At 62.9% G+C, this 17,024-nt stretch carries 18 protein-coding genes, 2 tRNA genes and 2 pseudogenes; 11 read left to right on the plus strand and 11 right to left on the minus strand.

From position 1 onward, the window contains the following. Window positions 1-35 precede the first annotated feature (35 nt). Both AC04SI_RS16950 and AC04SI_RS16955 read left to right on the plus strand, forming a co-directional pair. Window positions 36-1,712: an NAD+ synthase gene (locus AC04SI_RS16950; protein ID WP_488474524.1), complete on the plus strand. Its 1,677-nt coding sequence runs from the start codon at window positions 36-38 to the stop codon at window positions 1,710-1,712. Between the two features lie 422 nt (window positions 1,713-2,134). Next, window positions 2,135-3,940 carry an ABC transporter ATP-binding protein gene (locus AC04SI_RS16955; protein WP_404279183.1) on the plus strand — a complete coding sequence of 602 codons (1,806 nt, stop codon included), beginning with the start codon at window positions 2,135-2,137 and terminating at the stop codon, window positions 3,938-3,940. Between the two features lie 80 nt (window positions 3,941-4,020). On the opposite strand, the gene AC04SI_RS16960 is transcribed toward AC04SI_RS16955, so the two are convergent. The 5 genes from AC04SI_RS16960 to AC04SI_RS16980 all read right to left on the minus strand — a co-directional run bounded on the left by AC04SI_RS16960 (window position 4,021) and on the right by AC04SI_RS16980 (window position 7,471). Then, entirely contained in the window at window positions 4,021-4,332 is a 312-nt protein-coding gene (locus AC04SI_RS16960) for a PilZ domain-containing protein (protein ID WP_192177583.1), read from the minus strand. Window positions 4,333-4,453: 121 nt separating this feature from the next. After that, the gene (locus AC04SI_RS16965) at window positions 4,454-4,942 is read right to left on the minus strand and encodes an NUDIX hydrolase (RefSeq protein ID WP_404279185.1); all 489 of its coding nucleotides are present in this window, start codon (window positions 4,940-4,942) and stop codon (window positions 4,454-4,456) included. A gap of 209 nt (window positions 4,943-5,151) precedes the next feature. Continuing rightward, window positions 5,152-5,652, minus strand: coding sequence for a xanthine phosphoribosyltransferase (gene gpt, locus AC04SI_RS16970; protein ID WP_006200882.1), 501 nt, complete (start codon window positions 5,650-5,652; stop codon window positions 5,152-5,154). Between the two features lie 145 nt (window positions 5,653-5,797). Beyond that, window positions 5,798-6,631: a universal stress protein gene (locus AC04SI_RS16975; RefSeq protein ID WP_404279188.1), complete on the minus strand. Its 834-nt coding sequence runs from the start codon at window positions 6,629-6,631 to the stop codon at window positions 5,798-5,800. Window positions 6,632-6,721: 90 nt separating this feature from the next. Beyond that, entirely contained in the window at window positions 6,722-7,471 is a 750-nt protein-coding gene (locus tag AC04SI_RS16980) for a competence/damage-inducible protein A (RefSeq protein WP_404279190.1), read from the minus strand. 153 nt (window positions 7,472-7,624) lie between these two features. On the opposite strand from AC04SI_RS16980, the gene AC04SI_RS16985 reads away from it, so the two are divergent. Both AC04SI_RS16985 and AC04SI_RS16990 read left to right on the plus strand, forming a co-directional pair. Beyond that, window positions 7,625-8,638 carry an alpha/beta fold hydrolase gene (locus AC04SI_RS16985; RefSeq protein ID WP_404279192.1) on the plus strand — a complete coding sequence of 338 codons (1,014 nt, stop codon included), beginning with the start codon at window positions 7,625-7,627 and terminating at the stop codon, window positions 8,636-8,638. A gap of 54 nt (window positions 8,639-8,692) precedes the next feature. Then, a complete protein-coding gene (locus AC04SI_RS16990) occupies window positions 8,693-8,980 on the plus strand; it encodes a hypothetical protein (protein ID WP_404279194.1) in 288 nt (95 codons plus the stop codon). A gap of 74 nt (window positions 8,981-9,054) precedes the next feature. On the opposite strand, the gene AC04SI_RS16995 is transcribed toward AC04SI_RS16990, so the two are convergent. The 3 genes and pseudogenes from AC04SI_RS16995 to AC04SI_RS17005 all read right to left on the minus strand — a co-directional run bounded on the left by AC04SI_RS16995 (window position 9,055) and on the right by AC04SI_RS17005 (window position 10,784). Continuing rightward, a complete protein-coding gene (locus tag AC04SI_RS16995; protein WP_120017345.1) occupies window positions 9,055-9,294 on the minus strand; it encodes a DUF2188 domain-containing protein in 240 nt (79 codons plus the stop codon). Between the two features lie 28 nt (window positions 9,295-9,322). Continuing rightward, window positions 9,323-9,601: a DUF982 domain-containing protein gene (locus AC04SI_RS17000; RefSeq protein WP_404279196.1), complete on the minus strand. Its 279-nt coding sequence runs from the start codon at window positions 9,599-9,601 to the stop codon at window positions 9,323-9,325. Window positions 9,602-9,687: 86 nt separating this feature from the next. Further along, window positions 9,688-10,784, minus strand: a pseudogene (locus tag AC04SI_RS17005) (NADH:flavin oxidoreductase/NADH oxidase). A 164-nt stretch (window positions 10,785-10,948) separates the two neighbouring features. Here AC04SI_RS17005 and AC04SI_RS17010 point away from each other — a divergent pair. From AC04SI_RS17010 to AC04SI_RS17020, 3 genes are all read left to right on the plus strand, one after another. Then, window positions 10,949-11,527, plus strand: coding sequence for an NUDIX domain-containing protein (locus AC04SI_RS17010; RefSeq protein WP_404279198.1), 579 nt, complete (start codon window positions 10,949-10,951; stop codon window positions 11,525-11,527). A gap of 187 nt (window positions 11,528-11,714) precedes the next feature. Continuing rightward, a tRNA-Leu gene (locus tag AC04SI_RS17015) sits at window positions 11,715-11,800 on the plus strand. A 392-nt stretch (window positions 11,801-12,192) separates the two neighbouring features. Beyond that, a complete protein-coding gene (locus AC04SI_RS17020; protein WP_488474525.1) occupies window positions 12,193-12,408 on the plus strand; it encodes a DUF1127 domain-containing protein in 216 nt (71 codons plus the stop codon). Between the two features lie 436 nt (window positions 12,409-12,844). Here the strand turns inward: AC04SI_RS17020 and AC04SI_RS17025 are convergent, their stop codons facing one another. After that, a complete protein-coding gene (locus AC04SI_RS17025; protein ID WP_404279202.1) occupies window positions 12,845-13,078 on the minus strand; it encodes a hypothetical protein in 234 nt (77 codons plus the stop codon). 484 nt (window positions 13,079-13,562) lie between these two features. Here AC04SI_RS17025 and AC04SI_RS17030 point away from each other — a divergent pair, with 484 nt between their 5' ends. The 4 genes from AC04SI_RS17030 to AC04SI_RS17045 all read left to right on the plus strand — a co-directional run bounded on the left by AC04SI_RS17030 (window position 13,563) and on the right by AC04SI_RS17045 (window position 15,078). Beyond that, on the plus strand, window positions 13,563-13,976 hold the full coding sequence (locus AC04SI_RS17030; RefSeq protein ID WP_488474526.1) for a hypothetical protein: 414 nt from the start codon (window positions 13,563-13,565) through the stop codon (window positions 13,974-13,976). A gap of 4 nt (window positions 13,977-13,980) precedes the next feature. Continuing rightward, window positions 13,981-14,184, plus strand: coding sequence for a hypothetical protein (locus AC04SI_RS17035; RefSeq protein WP_488474527.1), 204 nt, complete (start codon window positions 13,981-13,983; stop codon window positions 14,182-14,184). A 158-nt stretch (window positions 14,185-14,342) separates the two neighbouring features. Next, complete coding sequence (locus tag AC04SI_RS17040) at window positions 14,343-14,591, plus strand: hypothetical protein (RefSeq protein ID WP_488474528.1); 249 nt, start codon at window positions 14,343-14,345, stop codon at window positions 14,589-14,591. A 401-nt stretch (window positions 14,592-14,992) separates the two neighbouring features. Continuing rightward, a tRNA-Leu gene (locus tag AC04SI_RS17045) sits at window positions 14,993-15,078 on the plus strand. 263 nt (window positions 15,079-15,341) lie between these two features. Here AC04SI_RS17045 and AC04SI_RS17050 read toward each other — a convergent pair. Beyond that, entirely contained in the window at window positions 15,342-16,007 is a 666-nt protein-coding gene (locus AC04SI_RS17050) for an outer membrane protein (RefSeq protein WP_488474529.1), read from the minus strand. A 117-nt stretch (window positions 16,008-16,124) separates the two neighbouring features. Further along, window positions 16,125-16,968 (minus strand): annotated as a pseudogene (locus AC04SI_RS17055) (alpha/beta fold hydrolase). Between the last annotated feature and the right edge of the window lie 56 nt (window positions 16,969-17,024).

The raw sequence follows: 17,024 nt of genomic DNA on the forward strand, positions 1-17,024 counted from the left end.
TGCCCGGGCAATTCCGCCACGCTAAACCCTCAGACATGACCAAGAAGCCCGACATACTGCGCATCGCCGTTGCCCAGCTTAACCCGACGGTCGGCGACGTCGCCGGCAATCTCGCCAAGGCGCGCGAGGCGAGGGCGGACGCCGCCCGCCAGGGCGCCGATCTCGTGCTCTACACCGAGCTGTTCCTCGCCGGGTATCCGCCGGAGGACCTGGTGCTGAAGCCGGCGTTCCTGAAGTCCTGCGAACGGGCGGCGGAAGAGTTCGCCAAGGACACCGCCGATGGCGGGCCGGGCGTCATTATCGGCACGCCGCTGAAGCGCAAGAGCGGCACGCACAATTCGATCATCGTCGCCGATGGCGGCAAGATCCTGGCCGAACGCTACAAGCTCGACCTGCCAAACTACGGCGAGTTCGACGAGAAGCGCGTCTTCCAGGCCGGGCCGGAGCTGCAGGGACCGGTCAATTTCCGCGGCGTGCGCATCGGAATCCCGATCTGCGAGGACATCTGGGGCGAGGTTGCCGTCTGCGAGACGCTGGCCGAAAGCGGAGCCGAAATCCTGCTGGTGCCAAACGGCTCGCCCTACTATCGCGCCAAGATGGACGTTCGCCACCAGGTCGTCATCCGCCAGGTCATCGAATGCGGCCTGCCGATGATCTATGCCAACCAGCTTGGCGGCCAGGACGAGCTGATCTTCGACGGCGCATCGTTCGCCATCGGCGCGGACAAGACGCTGGCCTTCCAGATGAGCCAGTTCGAGGAGGCGGTCGACGTCAGCACCTGGAAAAGGACTTCGGACGGCTGGATCTGCTCCGAAGGGCCGATGTCGAAGATTCCCGAACGGGAGGAGGCGGACTACCGCGCCTGCATGCTCGGCCTGCGCGACTACGTCAACAAGAACGGCTTCAAGAACGTCGTGCTCGGCCTTTCCGGCGGCATCGATTCGGCGATCTGCGCGGCACTTGCCGTCGATGCGCTCGGCGAGGAACGGCTGCGCGCGGTGATGCTGCCTTACCGCTACACGTCGAAGGATTCGCTGAAGGACGCCGAGGACTGCGCCCGCGCACTCGGCTGCCGCTACGACATCGTGCCGATCTTCGAGCCGGTCGAAGGTTTTCTGCACGCGCTGACGCAGATGTTCGAAGGCACCAAGGAAGGCATCACCGAGGAGAATTTGCAGAGCCGCGCGCGCGGCACGATCCTGATGGCGATCTCCAACAAGTTCGGCTCGATGGTGGTCACCACCGGCAACAAGAGCGAGATGTCGGTCGGCTACGCCACGCTCTATGGCGACATGAATGGCGGCTTCAATCCGATCAAGGACCTCTACAAGATGCAGGTCTATGCGCTGTCGCGCTGGCGCAACAGCCATGTGCCGCCGGGCGCTCTCGGACCTTCCGGCGAGGTGATCCCGAAGAACATCATCGACAAGGCGCCGTCGGCGGAATTGCGCGAGAACCAGACCGACCAGGATTCGCTGCCGCCCTATCCGGTGCTGGATGACATCCTGGAATGCCTGGTCGAACACGAGATGGGCGTCGACGAGATCGTCGCGCGCGGCCATGAGCGGGCGACGGTGACGCGGATCGAGCACCTGCTCTACATCGCCGAGTACAAGCGCCGGCAGGCAGCACCTGGCGTGAAGATCACCAGCAAGAACTTCGGCCGCGATCGCCGCTATCCGATTACCAACAGATTCAGGGATCGCGGATAGATCGTCATCCCGGCTTGGGTGCAGCCCGAACAGCAACGGCGCGCAACCGACCGTTGTTGCAAAATCGTCTCACTGCTTGGACCAGTTGCGCTTTCGGTCACGGCCCGCCTTGGCGATGCGCCGGGGCATCTCTATAAGAACTCCTCCGCGCTTCCCCTTCAGGAGGAACCGAATGCCACGATTTGACATCGTTATGCGAGGCCGCGAAGCCTAGGTCCTGGTCAGCACGCCGCGAGGGTTCGCCTTCGCGACGAGAGCTGATCCGAGAACAGGCATTTGCCGCTGCAGGTCGCCGCCCCTTGTATGGGCGGCGAGCCGCCAAATATGCCGAACCTCCGCATTTCCGGGCGCCAATGGCGCCAGCGCGGTTTTTTCAATTTTGACCTTACCGGGACCGGGCTCGTTTGCGCCCGGATGACATCATGGCTCGTTTTCGACTCGACCTGCGCGCCGACGCCTTCCGCAGCGTTCTCGGCTTCACGCTCATCCATTGGCGGCGCCAGCCGTGGCGGCTTTCGCTGATCATGGGCGCCTTCCTTTTGTCGACGCTGGCCGACGTGCTGACGCCGCTCTATTCGGGACGGCTGGTCGACGCGGTGGCCAGCAGCGCCGCTGCGGACGACGCCGCCTGGAATGCGGCCATCGCGGCCTTTTCGATGCTGGTGGCGCTGGCGCTGGCCGGCGTCGTGCTGCGCAACGCCGCTTTCATGGCCATCGTCGAGCTGACGCTGAAGATGATGGCGGATATCGCCGCCGATGCCTTCCACCGCGTCCAGCGCTTTTCCACCGACTGGCACGCCAACAGCTTTGCCGGATCGACGGTGCGCAAGGTCACGCGCGGCATGTGGGCGCTTGACCTGCTCAACGACACGATCCTGATTGCGTTGCTGCCGTCGGTCGTCATGCTCGTCGGCTCGACGCTGCTGCTCGGCTGGTTCTGGCCGCTGATGGGCGCGGTGGTCGCCGCCGGATCGGTGCTGTTCATCGCTGTCACGGCGATGCTGTCGCTCGGCTATGTCGCGCCAGCGGCAAGGCTCGCCAACACATGGGACACGCGCCTCGGCGGCTCGCTGGCCGACGCGGTGAGCTGCAACGCCGTGGTCAAGGGATTTGGCGCCGAGGCGCGCGAGGAAACGCGGCTCGCGAGGGTGGTCGCCAAGTGGCGAGCGCGTACGCGCCGCACCTGGGTGCGCGGCACCGTCAACGGCACGACGCAAGGCACGATGCTTTTGCTGCTCAGGACGGCGGTGATCGGGCTGGCGCTGATGCTGTGGGCTTGGGGTGAGGCCAGCGCCGGTGATGTCGCCTTCGTGCTGACCTCGTTCTTCGTGCTGCAGGGTTATCTGCGCGACATCGGCACGCATATCCGCAATCTGCAGCGCTCGATCAACGACATGGAGGAACTGGTCGATTTCCAGTCCGAACCGCTCGGCATCGAGGACGGACCCGGCGCCGGGCCGATCCGCATCGGTGACGGCCGCATCACCTTCGACAAGGTCACCTTCCATTATGGCAACCATCGGCTGCCGCTTTATCGCGACTTCTCGGTGGAGATCGCGCCCGGCGAACGCGTCGGCCTGGTCGGTCATTCCGGCTCGGGCAAGACGACCTTCGTCAAGCTGATCCAGCGCCTCTATGATGTAAGCGCCGGAAGGATCCTGATCGACGGCCAGGATATTTCCGAGGTTGCGCAGGCGTCGCTGCGCGGGCAGATCGCAATCGTCCAGCAGGAGCCGATCCTGTTCCACCGGTCGCTGGCGGAAAACATCGCCTATGCCCGCCCGAACGCCAGCCAGGCCGAGATCGAGCATGCGGCCCGGCTGGCCAGCGCGCACGACTTCATCGCCAACCTGCCGAAGGGCTACGGGACGCTGGTCGGCGAGCGCGGCGTGAAGCTGTCGGGCGGCGAGCGCCAGCGGGTGGCGATCGCGCGTGCGTTCCTTGCCGATGCGCGCATCCTGATCCTCGACGAGGCCACGTCGAGCCTCGACTCGGAATCGGAAGTGCTCATCCAGGAGGCGATGGAGCGGCTGATGGTCGGCCGCACGACGCTGGTCATCGCGCACCGGCTGTCGACGGTGCGGGCGCTGGACAGGCTGCTGGTGTTCGATCGCGGCCGCATCACCGAAGAGGGCTCGCATGACGAGCTGATCCGGCTGAACGGCGGCATCTACCGCCGGCTGTTCGAGCGTCAGGCGCTCGAGCTGACCAAAGGACTGGTGGTCTGATTTCGCCTGACACCCGGATCCTGACACCCGGATAAAGAGCACCCGGATCGAATGGTCCGGGTGCCTTCGATGGAATGGCGTCAGCCGTAATGCAGCTTCGGCTTCGGCGCGGTGCCGGTGAAGCGGACGCCGACGCGGTCAGTGCGGCGCCAGCGGACTTCCGCGCGATAGGCAATTCCATCGACCGGCACATAGAGCAGGAAATTGTCGGGAACCCGCGAGTCGGGGGCAACCTTCAACTCGGCGCCGCCAGCATGCTGATTGCGCAAGGTGCAACTGACCTCGGAATTCTGGATGCCGGTGATGATCGTGCCGCCCTTGAGCACACGCTGGCGATGCGCGCGTTTGTGTTCGCCGGAATTCTCTTCGAGTGGTCGTGCAGTGTTCGTCATCGGTAAAACGCCAGAGCAGTCCAATCGACTCTAGACGCAATAGCCGCAATAGCAAAGCATTCGTCCCCGGCGCCCGGCGACGTCTGGCCGGGCTGGCGCCCCTCGGCCGGTCAGCTCCAGATCAGGCGTATCCGTGCGGATCGACGCAGAAATGGGCGATGATCTGGCAGAGGTCCGGCTCGTTGATCATGCGCACGGCCTCTGCCGAGCTTACCCATTTGCGGGTCCGCGCGCGCTTTTCCTTCCAGCGCTCGGCGACGCGGTCGACCTGCAGCGGAAAGACCAGCACCTCGCACGGCACTTCCTCGCCGGAAGCCAGCGCCTTGGCGTAGAAATAGCGACCGGCCTCGAAATGCGAGACCGTGCCGCGCAATCCGGCTTCCTCGCCGGCCTCACGCGCCGCCGCCTCGCAAAGCGGCTCCCTGGCCTCTGGCCAGCCCTTGGGCAGCACCCAGCGGCCGGTGTCGCGGCTGGTGATCAGCATGATTTCGACGCCCTGCCCGGCCTCTCGCCAGGGCAGGGCGGCAACCTGCAGGCGGTACGGCGCGGTGCCGAAGAGTCGCCGGACTCTTTCGACCAGGTGATTGTGCGTCGTTGGCCTCGTCAACATCGGAGAAGCTGCCCCAGCCTCCAGAATCATTTGCCGCCTGATGAATCTTACGACGTATCTTGGGCATTAAAAGTAAAAAACTTCACTCGGATTGGTTAAATTCCACCAAGGCGGGCCGGTTCCACGAAATATCGTGCCCGGCAATCCTCCTTGTGAAGCAAAGGGTGCTCGCCGAGGCAGGCTAGACAGAAAAATGGCTTTCCGACGAATCAGCCGGCGTGGTCGTCGGCGATCGGCTTCTGATAGGTAAAACCCATGTCCCACGGAAAATAGATCCAGGTGTCCTGGCTGACCTCGGTGACGAAGGTGTCGACCAGCGGGCGGCCTTTCGGCTTGGCGTAGACGGTGGCGAAATGCGCCTTCGGCATCATCGCGCGCACGATGCCCGCCGTCTTGCCGGTGTCGGTGAGGTCGTCGATGATCAGCACGCCGGCGCCGTCGTCGGCGAGCAGCGCCGGTGTGATCTCCTTCAGCACCTGCAACTGCCCTTGCGAGGTGTAGTCGTGATAGGAGGCGACGCAGACGGTCTCGATGACCCGGATGCCGAGTTCGCGCGAGATGATGGCGGCCGGCACGAGACCGCCGCGGGTGATGCAGACGATCGCCTTCCATTGTCCTTTATTGGCGCCGGCAAGCCGCCAGGCAAGCGCGCGGGCGTCGCGGTGGAACTGGTCCCAGGAGACCGGGAAGGCTTTTTCGGGAAGAGACATGGTCGCGCACTCCGCAGGCGCGCTGGCCGCGCGCAGTCACGATGGAATGCGGGCGGAATTAGCCGGAAAGCGCTGGTCTTGGCAAGGTGGCGGCAAGCGATGCCTGTGGACTTGAAGCGCGTCGCACACTTTTGGGCGACATGCATTACCTTGAGAGGAAGGCCGCAACCTGCACTGAGCGCAGCACCGTGCGCGTCACGCCGCCGAACAGAAGCTGGCGCAGCCAGGAGTGGCTGTAGGCGCCGAGCACCAAAAGGTCGGCGCCGGTCTCAGTGATCCTGGTCTGGATGAGGTCATCGACCGAGATGCCGCCCGACTGCTGCACCGAGACGCTGACGGTCGCGCCATGCCTGGAAAGTGCGGCGGCGATTTCGGCGCCGGCGGCGTCCGGGCTATCGTCCAGCGTCTCCGGCGGATCGATGACCAGTATGTCCGTCTTCTCGGCCTCTATGATGAAGGGCAGGGCGTCGAAGGCCGCGCGGGCTGCCTCCTTGCTGCCGTTCCAGGCCAGCAGCACGTGCTTGAAGGTGGTGACAAGAGGGCCGGCATGCGGCACGACGAGCACGGGCCGCCCGGCATCGTAGACCAGCGTGTCGACGTCGGCGCTCGGGTCGCCGCCGGTGTCGCGCTGCGCGGCGATGACCAGATCGGCGGCGCGGACGTTGGAGATGCCGGTCAGCGCGCTATCGCCGGAAAAACTCTCGAGGCTGCGCCATTCGAAGGACAGGCCGGACTCCTCGATGCGCTTGAGGAAGAGCGCCTGCAATTTCTCGGCCCGCTCCTTGTTCATTTCGGCGGAGACCTGCAGGAACTCTGTGTCGGGAAAGCCCGTCGCGGAGGTGTAGGGGACGGGAAGCGCCTCGGCATGGATGCCGACGAGATGGCTCTGGAAGCGCTCGGCGAGTGGGATGGCGCAGTCGAGCACGCGCTCGGCATCCTGTTCGTTCTGCAATATCGCGACGATGGTCTTGAAGCGCATGGGAATCCCTCAAAATCTGCTGGCGCTGGGTGCGCCCGGGGGAAACGTCAGAACGCCATGCTTGGTTCCGGGCCGCTCGCGGCCCGGGGATCACGGATCAGTTGCGCCGGCGGCGATGCCGGCCACCATGGCTTCGACATCCTTGCGCGCCGCCTCCAACGCCTCTTCGCTGCGGGCGCGGACGACGAGCTCGGTCCAGAACTTGCCGTCGCCATATTTCGGATAGGAGCCGATTATCGTGTTCGGATGGGCTTTCTGGATGTCGCCCAGCGGCCCGCCGACCATGCCTTCGCCGAACGGGCAATGCACGGTCGCCGAGAGCATTTTGGTGCCCGCCTTCAGCGTCGGCACGACATTGTCGAGCATGGCCTGGAAGATCGACGGCACACCGGCCATGACATGGACGTTGCCGATGCGAAAGCCGGGCGCGATCGAGACGGGATTGTCGATATGGTCGGCCCCGCGCGGCATGCGCGCCATGCGCTTGCGTGCTTCGGTGTATTCGATGCCGCGCGCGGCGTAGCTCGCTTCCAGCATGGCATAGGCCTTGGCGTCGTACTCGCACGGCACGCCGAAGGCCTTGGAGATCGAATCCGCCGTTATGTCGTCATGCGTGGGGCCGATGCCGCCGGTGGTGAAGACGTAGGTGTAGCGGGCACGCACGGCATTCACCGCGGCGACGATCTCGTCCTCCTCGTCGGGAACGATGCGCACTTCCTTCAGGTCGATGCCGATCGCCGTCATGATGTCGGCGAGGTGGCCGATGTTCCTGTCCTTGGTGCGGCCGGACAGGATCTCGTCGCCGATGACAAGCATGGCGGCGGTGACGATTTCAGGCATGAGGGGCTCCGGCAACATGTCGCCTTGGGAAGACTGGGTCGCCTGAGATAGCGCGGCGGGCGGCCGGCGGCAATGCGCCACGGATCGCGCGTCGATGGCCTTGCGGTGGCACCGGCGGCAGGTATGGTGCGGGGCGTTCGCTTCGGGTGAAAAATGCTTCTGTCCGTGTTGTCGTGGCTGTTCGGCGGCCTGCTGCTGCTGGCGGTGATCGTGGTCGCCGGCCTGGTTCTGGCGACATGGTGGATCGCCGCGAAGGCCGAAAGGCTGGTGCCGGCGAACGGAAAGTTCATCGAAATCGACGGCAACCGCATCCATTACGTCGAGACCGGCGAGGGCAGGCCGATCGTGTTCCTGCATGGGCTTGGCGCGCAGCTTCACCATTTCCGGCATACGCTGTTCGACCGTTTCGGCCCCGGCTACCAACTGATCGCGCTCGACCGCCCGGGCTCGGGCCATTCGCTCCGGGCAAGCGGAGCGACTGGCCGGCTGCCGGAGCAGGCGCAACTGGTGCGGCGCTTCATCGAGGCGCTTGGGCTGGAACGTCCTTTGGTCGTCGGCCATTCGCTTGGCGGCGCTATCGTGCTGACCTTGGCGGTGGAACATCCCGAGACGATTTCGGGCATCGCCTTGCTCGCGCCGTTGACGCATCTGGAAACCAGGGTGCGCCAAAAATTCGACCTGCTCTATGTTCCTTCACGCCTGTTGCGCTGGATCATGGCCTATACGGTGGCGATACCGGTAAGCTTGAAATACGCGGAGCCGACGATGAAATTCATCTTCGCGCCGCAGCCAGTTGCCGGCGACTACATGATCGCAGGCGGTGGCTGGCTCGGACTGCGGCCCGCCCACTATCATGCGACTTCGACCGATGTCGTGGCGGTGGAACAGGATCTCGGCCGCATCGAGCAGCGCTATGGCGAGATCGCCATGCCGGCCGGCATCCTGTTCGGCACGGCCGACCGCGTCATTGGCATCGCTGTCCATGGCGAGCCGATGCGGGACAGGATCAAAGGGCTCGATTTCGAGGCTGTCGACGGGCTTGGACATATGCCGCAATTCGTCGAGCCGGAACGCGTCATCGCTTTCATCAAGCGCATTGCCGAGCGGGCGTTCACGGGCCGAACATCAACACAGCCTCACAACAATTTCACTGAACCTTTGGGCTGACTACCGGTTGTACCCGCGCCGCACCTTTGCGGCAGAGACACGGAGTAAACATCAATGATCATGAAAATTCTTGCCGCGTCGGCCTTGACCATCGGCCTCGCTACATCGGCACTGGCCCAGTCAGCCGAGTCAACGTCCGACAGTCATCACAATTGGCTATTCGGCAATGAGGACACGAGGTCTGTCGATCGAAACACCACCGGCAGCATAGCCGCGGGTAGCGATGCATCAGGCCTGAACACGCTGGGCAATTCCGGTCCGGTCGGCCCTTGTGCCTCGAACACGGCTGGACCCGACGCCAATGCCGGGCTGAGCGTCAACGATCATTACTGCGGCAAGTAATCAACCGCACTTGCGAGTGGCTGGCAGGATGCTCTCGGGGGGCATCCGCAGCCGCCGCAGTCACCAACACTGGGCTAATCGGAAACTTCGGTTTGCGGCCGATCCCGGCCATCGGCCAGTTCGTCATGCCATTTGCCGTCGGCGTCCTCGTACTGGATGCCGTCCGTGGTGCCGGCAATCTGCTGCTCGGCCGAAGCGATCTCGGCGGCGCGCAGCGCATCCTGATGGCTGGGGAACGTTTCCGAGAAGGTCGAGCCGACCTTGTAGGCCCAGCCGCCATCATGCTCGACGATCTTGTAAGTCAGCTTCGCCATGAAGTCCTCCTGGTGAAAGGCTCGTTGCTCAATGCCGCTTGCTGTCGAGCAGCCTGTCGTTGGGAACCAGCACTTCCGATTCCTTGGCCGCTTCGATCAATGCCCGGCGCGCGTCCGCGGTCGAACGATACCCTTCCAGCACTTTGAGGCAAGTGTCGAGCGCATCACGATGCCGAGGGCCGCGGTTGAGCGGCCACACTGTCATCAGGCACTCCGCGGCTTCCCGGGTGCTGCGGATCTGGCGATATTTGCCGACATGGCCGAGTTCGACCACCACCGGCGTTTCAAAAGGTTTGCTGTCCATCATGGCCGCCAACGCAAAGCAGCCAATTTGGTTGCAATCGTGTCTGCCAGCGTGCGCCCAAACGTCTCAGCAGCCACAATCCGGTGTGATCAACCCGCCGCCTTCATCCAATGCCGCATCGTTGTCACCGAGCGGGCAAGCTGCGGCGCCGGGTGGATTTCCTCGCCGAAGGTGGCCGCCGCGCGCCAGCCCCAGCGCGGGTCGGCAAGGAAGGCGCGCGCCAGCGCCACCATATCGGCGCGGCCGTCGGCGATGATCATCTCGGCCTGCTGCGGATCGTCGATCAGGCCGACGGCGCGCGTCGGGATGTCGGCTCCCTTGCGCACGGCTTCCGCCAGATGCACCTGATAGCCGGGGCCTGACGGCAGCTGCTGCAATGGCGAATTGCCGCCGCTCGAACAGCAGAGATAGGCGATGCCCTCAGCCTTCAGCGCCTTGGCCACTTCGATCGCGTCCTCGACATCGAAGCCGCCATCGACCCATTCCTTCACCGACAGGCGCGCGCCGAGCATCAGCTCGGGCACGGCCTTCCGCACCGCCTTGGCGATCTCGACGACAAAGCGCATGCGGTTTTCCAGCGAGCCGCCCCAACGGTCGGTGCGGACAGCGGCGACAGGAACTGGAAGATCAGATAGCCGTGCGCGGCGTGCAGTTCGATGAAATCGAAGCCGGCCCGTTCGGCCCGCCTTGCCGCTTCGGCGAAACGCTCGATGAGCTGCAGGATCTCTCCGTCCTCCAGGGCATGCGGCACTTGCCAGCCTGTGTCGTAGGCGATGGCCGAGGCGGAGACGACCGGCCAGGGGTCCTGGTCGGCCGCGAGCGGTCCGCCGCCTTCCCATGGCCTCCTGTTGGAGGCCTTGCGGCCGGCGTGGGCAAGCTGGGTGCCGAATTTCGTGCCGGGTGGGGCGACGCGCCTGGCCGCATCGAGCGTGCGCCTGGCCGCGGCCTCGTTGTCGTCGGAATAAAGCCCGAGGCAGCCATGCGAGATGCGGCCGCGCCGTTCGATGTCAGTCATCTCGACGGTGACCATGCCGGCGCCGGACATTGCAAGGTTCATCCAGTGGTGGAGGTGCCAGTCGCTGGCCGAGCCGTCCTCGGCGGAATACTGGCACATCGGCGCCACCGCGATGCGGTTCGGAAAGTTGAGGCCGCCAAGCGTGATCGGCTGGAAAAGCGATGTGGTCATCGAAAGCTCCTGGAGGGCGCAATCCGCTATTTAGTCAGGCGATGCGGCCGGCGCCAGACACGGGGCAGTGATTGACCGTCCTGGACCAATGGCTGGCCCGATTGCATGAATGGCGGTTCACGGCTACGCCTCATGCGCGAGCACGCAGGTTATCGGAGTTCATCATGGAAGATCGCATTCGCATCCGTTCGGAGGAAGTGCTTTCCGATGACTGGGCGGTCCTGAAGAAGACCGTGCTCGACTATCGCCGCCGTGACGGGCAGTGGGAGACCCAGATCCGCCAGACCTACGATCGCGGCGACGGCGCGGTGATCCTGCCGTTCGATCCCGAGCGCTCGACGGTGCTGCTTGTGCGGCAGTTCCGCTATCCGGCCTATGTCACCGGCCATCGCGAGCCGCTGATCGAGGCCTGCGCAGGCCTGCTCGACGAAAACGACCCGGAAACCTGTATCCGCAAGGAAGCCGAGGAGGAACTCGGCTATCGTCTGAAGAACGTCGAGCGGCTGTTTGCCCCCTATATGAGCCCCGGCAGCGTGACCGAACGGCTCTGGTTCTTCATCGCCCGCTACTCGCCCGCCGACCGCATTTCGGCCGGCGGCGGCGCACCGGAGGAAGGCGAGGACATCGAAGTCCTGGAAATGACCCTTGATGACGCGCTGGCCGGTATTGCCGACGGCCGCATCATCGACGCCAAGACGATCATCCTCATCCAGCACCTGAAATTACACCCAATTCCGGCCTGAAACGACTGCCTGTTTCAGCGCCCGCGTGCGCGAGACATCGAGCGCTTGAGGCAGCTCGGTTCTCGGATGCCGAGGCTCGCGCACAGCCTGTTGCAACCTCCGGAGCCCATGTTGAGGGGGTGACGCATTCTTGTGCCTGCACAGAGGCGGTTGACGTTTTGGCGCGAAGCCCCGAAAAGCAACGGGCGCGGACGTGGCGGAATTGGTAGACGCAAGGGACTTAAAATCCCTCGATCTCTGATCGTACGGGTTCGATTCCCGTCGTCCGCACCACGTTGAAATCAAACGATAATCTGCATTCTATTGACTTACTGGATACCCTGGCAAAACTGAGTCTGGGTGGCCGTAGGGGTAGCCGGGACAATGAAAAAAGGCCCGCCACCCAGGGAGAAGCAGCGGGCGCTAGTTCGGGAGGAGTGTTGTCGGGCGTCCCCCTTTGCCCGTGAAACTACGGTACGCCTCGCTTAGTTGGATAATAAGCTCGCGCCGGTTGAAGCTCTGCATATTCAAGCTGCGTGACTTTTCTGCCACAAGATAGAGAAAGCCCGCCACCATCGGCAGCCGGGCAGTTTTGCCCGTAGGGATCTGTGAGGTTTGTCACAGACGCATCGACGTATCGGCCTAGGCTACGTGCAGTTTCCTGCAGCGGTGAAGGGAGTGCTCCGATGCTTGTGAACCTTCCTATGCTTGTGAATCTTCCTCTTGTCGCAGTTGGTCCCCTTGTCGATTGGCTCGATCGCCGAGCCGATCAGAAGGCGCAGTTGAAGGCAATGGACGAACTGAGTGACGCACCAGACGACATGCTCAGCGACATCGGGATTTCCCGTGACGACATCACGACGTATTCGTTCCGCAGATCGGCGTCGAGACGCAGGGGCTGAGCAATGAAAAGGCCCGCAACCGTGAGGCTGCGGGCCAAAGCGGAAAAGTTTTCCTCTTTCAGCGACCGAACCCGAAACCGGGGAACGGCCCAACGATCGTGATCACCTTCAGCGATGGCTCGGGACGACGGAGCCCTGCTCGTTGTCGGTGTCGGTCCAGCCTTCGACGCCAACGCCGGTCTGTCCTGTGGCGTTGCCCCATTCCTAGGAACGGCTCGCGGTCGGTGTCGTCGTCGTGCGGCTCGTCCTGTATGTCGCCGCCGTGTTCGTGGCGCCTAATTTTAGCTCCTAGGCATTTTAGCAAAATTGAATATTCCAATGAACGGCCTATAATTTGCCAGCCGGCAACCTACCCCGTTTGCCGGTTAGGCCCGGCGGTCAAACCCCGAGCCCCCCGCCCTTGGCCGCCGGGCCGCTGGAATCGGCCTTGGCTACGCTACCGCGCGGCGATCACGAGCAGCACAGCAGCGATGGAAGCCAGGACGATCGCGGCAACCCGGATGCGCTTGATCCCACCTTGTTGCAATCGTTGTCGAACCTTCGCCGCTTCGTAGGCGCTATAGAGGCGCAGGCCATCATCGCCGAAGCGATCGGCGTTCGGATAGTTGTTCTGCGGCTTTCGGCGGAGCTTCAGCATCGTTGGACCGTTGAAAGAAAACTCGCCGGGCATGAAACCCCAAGCCCATGGCCCGGCGAGATTGACAACCCGACCCCCGATCGGGACCGGTGGAGGAGTACCGGCAATTTCTTCAGTGCAAAACCGATGCCAGCAGTTTGGTCCCGAACCGGGACAGAGGTAGCCGCGCGCGTGACCAGAGAGCCCTGCCAGCGCGCGTTTCTCCCGGCCGCTGTCCTACACCGCCGATGCGTCTGGCGCGCTCTGGCGCTGCTTGTGGCTTTTGCCGGACATAGTTTGCAAGCCACTCCTTCTTGACTGCCCAAACGGCTCAGATACTTTTGCAGCGTGCCTTGAGAAAAGCGGCGCCCGGCAACCTCTGAATAACGCCGCATGATAACCGACGATGGGGGAGCCCTTACGTCGTAGACAACGAGCAGCACGGCTGCCCAACACAACTCCTTGAACATCAACTGGCTCGCGGAACGCTTATGCACGTCTGCGGTGAGCGTGCGGTCCCAAACGATATGGAGAAGTCATGCAGGTTCAGCGGGAAATGCAAAGGCAGAACGGATACTGGTGGGCGATCAGCCTTCACCCAGAAGACGACGGCCTGCCCGAAATCATCGATGTACATGGCCAAGAGGCCACACGTATGGGCGACGACTGGCCCTACCATATCGGCGAATTCGACATGCTCCAGCGTGTAGATACCAGCGGCTGGCCGCAGAAGGGGAAGCTAACGGAAGAGGAATTGCTCGATCCGGATTATGCGGTCGATCCGGCTGCGGTCCATGAGGGCTATTGGTGGGCGATCCACTCCGAAGATTTCCAGCCTCTGATTGTCCGGGTTGGAAAGGATGCTGTCGTCTATCGGCTCGACTGTGAGGACGATCTCAACAACTTCGAGTTCCTAATGCCGATCGACACGAGCGGCTGGCCGAAAGAATAAGGAAATGCTGAAAGCGCTCTCCGGCCTGTGCGTGCTGATCGTTCTTTCGCTTGGTGCACTGCTCGCGACGTCGACAGGCGTTCTCTACCACGAGGAAAGGAGCCCAACGGGCGCATCCACCTGCCACTATTTCACGGGAATAGGGACGTACACGACGCCAAGCTATGCCGTGACCGGCTGCCCGCGATTCATCAGCGTTGATCGGTAGTGGTTCGGGCACACAGGCAGTTGAGCCGCCCGAAGCTAATCGCGCGGTGAAGCTAAGCAACTCGTACTCAAATCCTAACCGGGATCGAAAGAATCTACTTGCTAGGCGGCAGCGATCAAGTTCTATTGTCTCTCGCAACCAACTATGGAGGGTAACTGATGGCTGCAGTGGGGGGTATCAATGGAATTTTTATTGTTGTGACCGACGACGGCAAGGTCACGCGTGTCGATGGTCAGAACAAAACCATCTCCGAAACAAAGCTACCTGGAGGTGTCACTGGACGTGTAACTGTCGCGGTATCGAACGGCGACAAAACCTGGCAATTTGAAAGTTGCGTAGTGGCCGACGATGCGGGCAAGATATGGGTTGGGAACGTCCGCGGCGGCGAGTTCTCTGCCGTCAACTGACGCCGGATGAACTAGCGTAACTTCAGAAAGCAGAATGCCCGCTGGCTCCGGCCGGCGGGCTGTTTTGTTGCCAAAGAGCTGCTAGTACTCCCAAATGCTTCCGGTAATCGCCGGTCAGAGCGGCGCGAACGACGCGACGACCAGATACAAGCTTACGATACCGCCGCCTCCGGTCTTCGGCGCGGAGGAGGGCGCCCTGTGGTCGAGTTTCCCAAGGTCCGGTTCCACGGCCTCAGACACACCCACGCATCCGCGTTGCTGGTGGCCTCGATGTGGTTGGCGCGGCGGCGGCGATCGAAGCTGCGATGAGAACGGGCGCAGAACAGTAATCCGGCCTTTGGGTGTCAATTGGGCTCTCCTGGCTGGACCTGTGTTCGCTTAAGTGCTTGATATCGCGGCCTGCGGACGTGGCGGAATTGGTAGACGCAAGGGACTTAAAATCCCTCGATCTCTGATCGTACGGGTTCGATTCCCGTCGTCCGCACCAATTCCTGGCGGCTAGTCGCGCATAACAAGGGGAAAACGCCACGTCGGGGTTTTGTTGCACAGTTGCTAATATTAGGCTTGGCCCAGCCGGCTTGCCCCCAAGCCGGTCAGGCCCGGCAGCCAGTCAATCTCACCCCAACGGGCTGTCGGGCCGCTACTGTCGTACTTCGCAGCTCAGGCAGCACTCAATCAGATTGGTCCTTACTCGCGCCCAGCGACGAGGAAGAGCTGGCACAAGGTCAGATCTTTCGCGATGGTGGATGCTCAGAACTTGTAGCTCAAGTTGATGCCGACCGTGTTCAGCTTCACATTCTGGTCGCGATCGACAAAGGCGTCCGGCGCGTCAAAGTGCTCGGAGCGGAAATCGTAATAGCGATACTGGGCGCCGACGACGAATTGGTCGGTCAGCGCGTAGTCGACGCCGGCGCCAACGGTCCAGCCGACACTCGTGCGCGTCGTGGCGAATGACGTGCCTGCGTTCTGCGACGTTTCGATGCCGGCGAAGGCGATGCCGCCAATGCCGTAGAGCAGGAAGCGGTCCATGGCGAAGCCGGCCTTGGCGTTCACCGATCCGAGCCACTTGATGTCGGTGCCGAATGTGTTTCCAGGGCCGAGTTCAGTCGAGCCGTCAATGGAGGCGTAGTTGAGTTCGGCCACGGCGCCGACCACGGCCTGGTCGAACTGCCAGAGGCCGGCGACATGACCGCCAATGAAGCCGCCGCCGAGGTCGGGCGAGGCGCTAAATGGCTCGCCTTCCGTTCCAGATATGTCGGAGCTGCCCCAGCCATAGCCGGCCTGCAGACCGGCATAGTAGCCCGTCCAGTCGAAGCCTGGCGCGGTCATCGGCAGTTCGGTGCCCAGGTCCGCGGCGAAAGCCGACCCGCACAGGAGGGCAAGAAAGCCGGCACTGGCAAGCGTCAGACGACGCATCGAGTTCTCCGAAATGGCGGTTCAGAAAATCCCTAGGTTGCAGGGTAGCCCTATTCGCCGCAAAACGGAATCCCCTTGCTCAACAATCGAATCCGCCTGTCGCGGCGCAAGAGTGCCCTATTTGGCGTCGATGAAATCCAGCGCCGCCTGGCTGTATTCCGGCGCCTGCAGCATGGCGAAATGACTGGCGTTGGGCAGGATGATGAGCTTGGCGCCCGGAATGGCGGAGGCCATGTATTCGGTGTGTTCGCGCTTTATAGCCTCGTCATGATCGCCGGCGACGATCGCCGTCGGCGTGGTTATCTTGCCGAGCTGTTCCTTGGTCCACGCCGGTTCCGTCTCCCACATGTGGCTGATCTGCGCCACGAAGGCGTCATACTGGTCCGGGGTCTTGGACATCTTCTTGTAGTCGCGGCCGGAGCGGTCGATGTAGGCGGCAAAGGTCTTGTTGGTCATGACGCCCGGATCGACGCCATCGGTGGTGACGTTGGCGGCTTGCGCAAATAGCCTCGTCAGCCGTTCCGGATGATGCAGCGCGATGTCGATACCGATAATGCCGCCATCGCTCCAGCCGACAAGCTTGTCGATCTTCAGATAGTCGAGCAGCGCCAGATAGTCCGACGCCATCAAATCGTAGCCATAAGGCTGTTCGGTACGGGTCGAGCGGCCGTGGCCACGGCTGTCGGCGATGATCACCTTGTGGGTTTTGGAAAGTGTCGCCACCTGGCTGGCCCAGATGTCGGCGTGGCCGAGGCCGCCATGGATCAGCAGCACCGGGTCGGCCCGCACCGAAAACGGCGTAGTACATCTGGATGCCATTGACCGGCGCATACCCGCTCTGATCAGGCTTGGGCATGGCCGCCGGTTCCGGCAAGGTTTGCCAGCGTTCCTCGGCGGCTGCAAAAGCGGTTGACGCAGTAAACAGGATGACGATGGTGAACGCTTTCCAGACACGGGTCATGGTTCCCTCTTACGGTTCGGTCCGGGTCAGCATCGCGTTTTAGCCAGATTAGTCAA

The sequence above is a fragment of the Mesorhizobium sp. CNPSo 4689 genome (assembly GCF_057784325.1).

What these genes read in the sequence shown, in the direction of transcription:
- AC04SI_RS16950 (WP_488474524.1), top strand. Translation starts at nt 36, where the DNA reads ATGACCAAGAAGCCCGACATACTGCGCATCGCCGTTGCCCAGCTTAAC.
- AC04SI_RS16955 (WP_404279183.1), top strand. Translation starts at nt 2,135, where the DNA reads ATGGCTCGTTTTCGACTCGACCTGCGCGCCGACGCCTTCCGCAGCGTT.
- AC04SI_RS16960 (WP_192177583.1), bottom strand. Translation starts at nt 4,332, where the DNA reads ATGACGAACACTGCACGACCACTCGAAGAGAATTCCGGCGAACACAAA.
- AC04SI_RS16965 (WP_404279185.1), bottom strand. Translation starts at nt 4,942, where the DNA reads ATGTTGACGAGGCCAACGACGCACAATCACCTGGTCGAAAGAGTCCGG.
- gpt (WP_006200882.1), bottom strand. Translation starts at nt 5,652, where the DNA reads ATGTCTCTTCCCGAAAAAGCCTTCCCGGTCTCCTGGGACCAGTTCCAC.
- AC04SI_RS16975 (WP_404279188.1), bottom strand. Translation starts at nt 6,631, where the DNA reads ATGCGCTTCAAGACCATCGTCGCGATATTGCAGAACGAACAGGATGCC.
- AC04SI_RS16980 (WP_404279190.1), bottom strand. Translation starts at nt 7,471, where the DNA reads ATGCCTGAAATCGTCACCGCCGCCATGCTTGTCATCGGCGACGAGATC.
- AC04SI_RS16985 (WP_404279192.1), top strand. Translation starts at nt 7,625, where the DNA reads ATGCTTCTGTCCGTGTTGTCGTGGCTGTTCGGCGGCCTGCTGCTGCTG.
- AC04SI_RS16990 (WP_404279194.1), top strand. Translation starts at nt 8,693, where the DNA reads ATGATCATGAAAATTCTTGCCGCGTCGGCCTTGACCATCGGCCTCGCT.
- AC04SI_RS16995 (WP_120017345.1), bottom strand. Translation starts at nt 9,294, where the DNA reads ATGGCGAAGCTGACTTACAAGATCGTCGAGCATGATGGCGGCTGGGCC.
- AC04SI_RS17000 (WP_404279196.1), bottom strand. Translation starts at nt 9,601, where the DNA reads ATGATGGACAGCAAACCTTTTGAAACGCCGGTGGTGGTCGAACTCGGC.
- AC04SI_RS17010 (WP_404279198.1), top strand. Translation starts at nt 10,949, where the DNA reads ATGGAAGATCGCATTCGCATCCGTTCGGAGGAAGTGCTTTCCGATGAC.
- AC04SI_RS17020 (WP_488474525.1), top strand. Translation starts at nt 12,193, where the DNA reads ATGCTTGTGAACCTTCCTATGCTTGTGAATCTTCCTCTTGTCGCAGTT.
- AC04SI_RS17025 (WP_404279202.1), bottom strand. Translation starts at nt 13,078, where the DNA reads ATGCCCGGCGAGTTTTCTTTCAACGGTCCAACGATGCTGAAGCTCCGC.
- AC04SI_RS17030 (WP_488474526.1), top strand. Translation starts at nt 13,563, where the DNA reads ATGCAGGTTCAGCGGGAAATGCAAAGGCAGAACGGATACTGGTGGGCG.
- AC04SI_RS17035 (WP_488474527.1), top strand. Translation starts at nt 13,981, where the DNA reads ATGCTGAAAGCGCTCTCCGGCCTGTGCGTGCTGATCGTTCTTTCGCTT.
- AC04SI_RS17040 (WP_488474528.1), top strand. Translation starts at nt 14,343, where the DNA reads ATGGCTGCAGTGGGGGGTATCAATGGAATTTTTATTGTTGTGACCGAC.
- AC04SI_RS17050 (WP_488474529.1), bottom strand. Translation starts at nt 16,007, where the DNA reads ATGCGTCGTCTGACGCTTGCCAGTGCCGGCTTTCTTGCCCTCCTGTGC.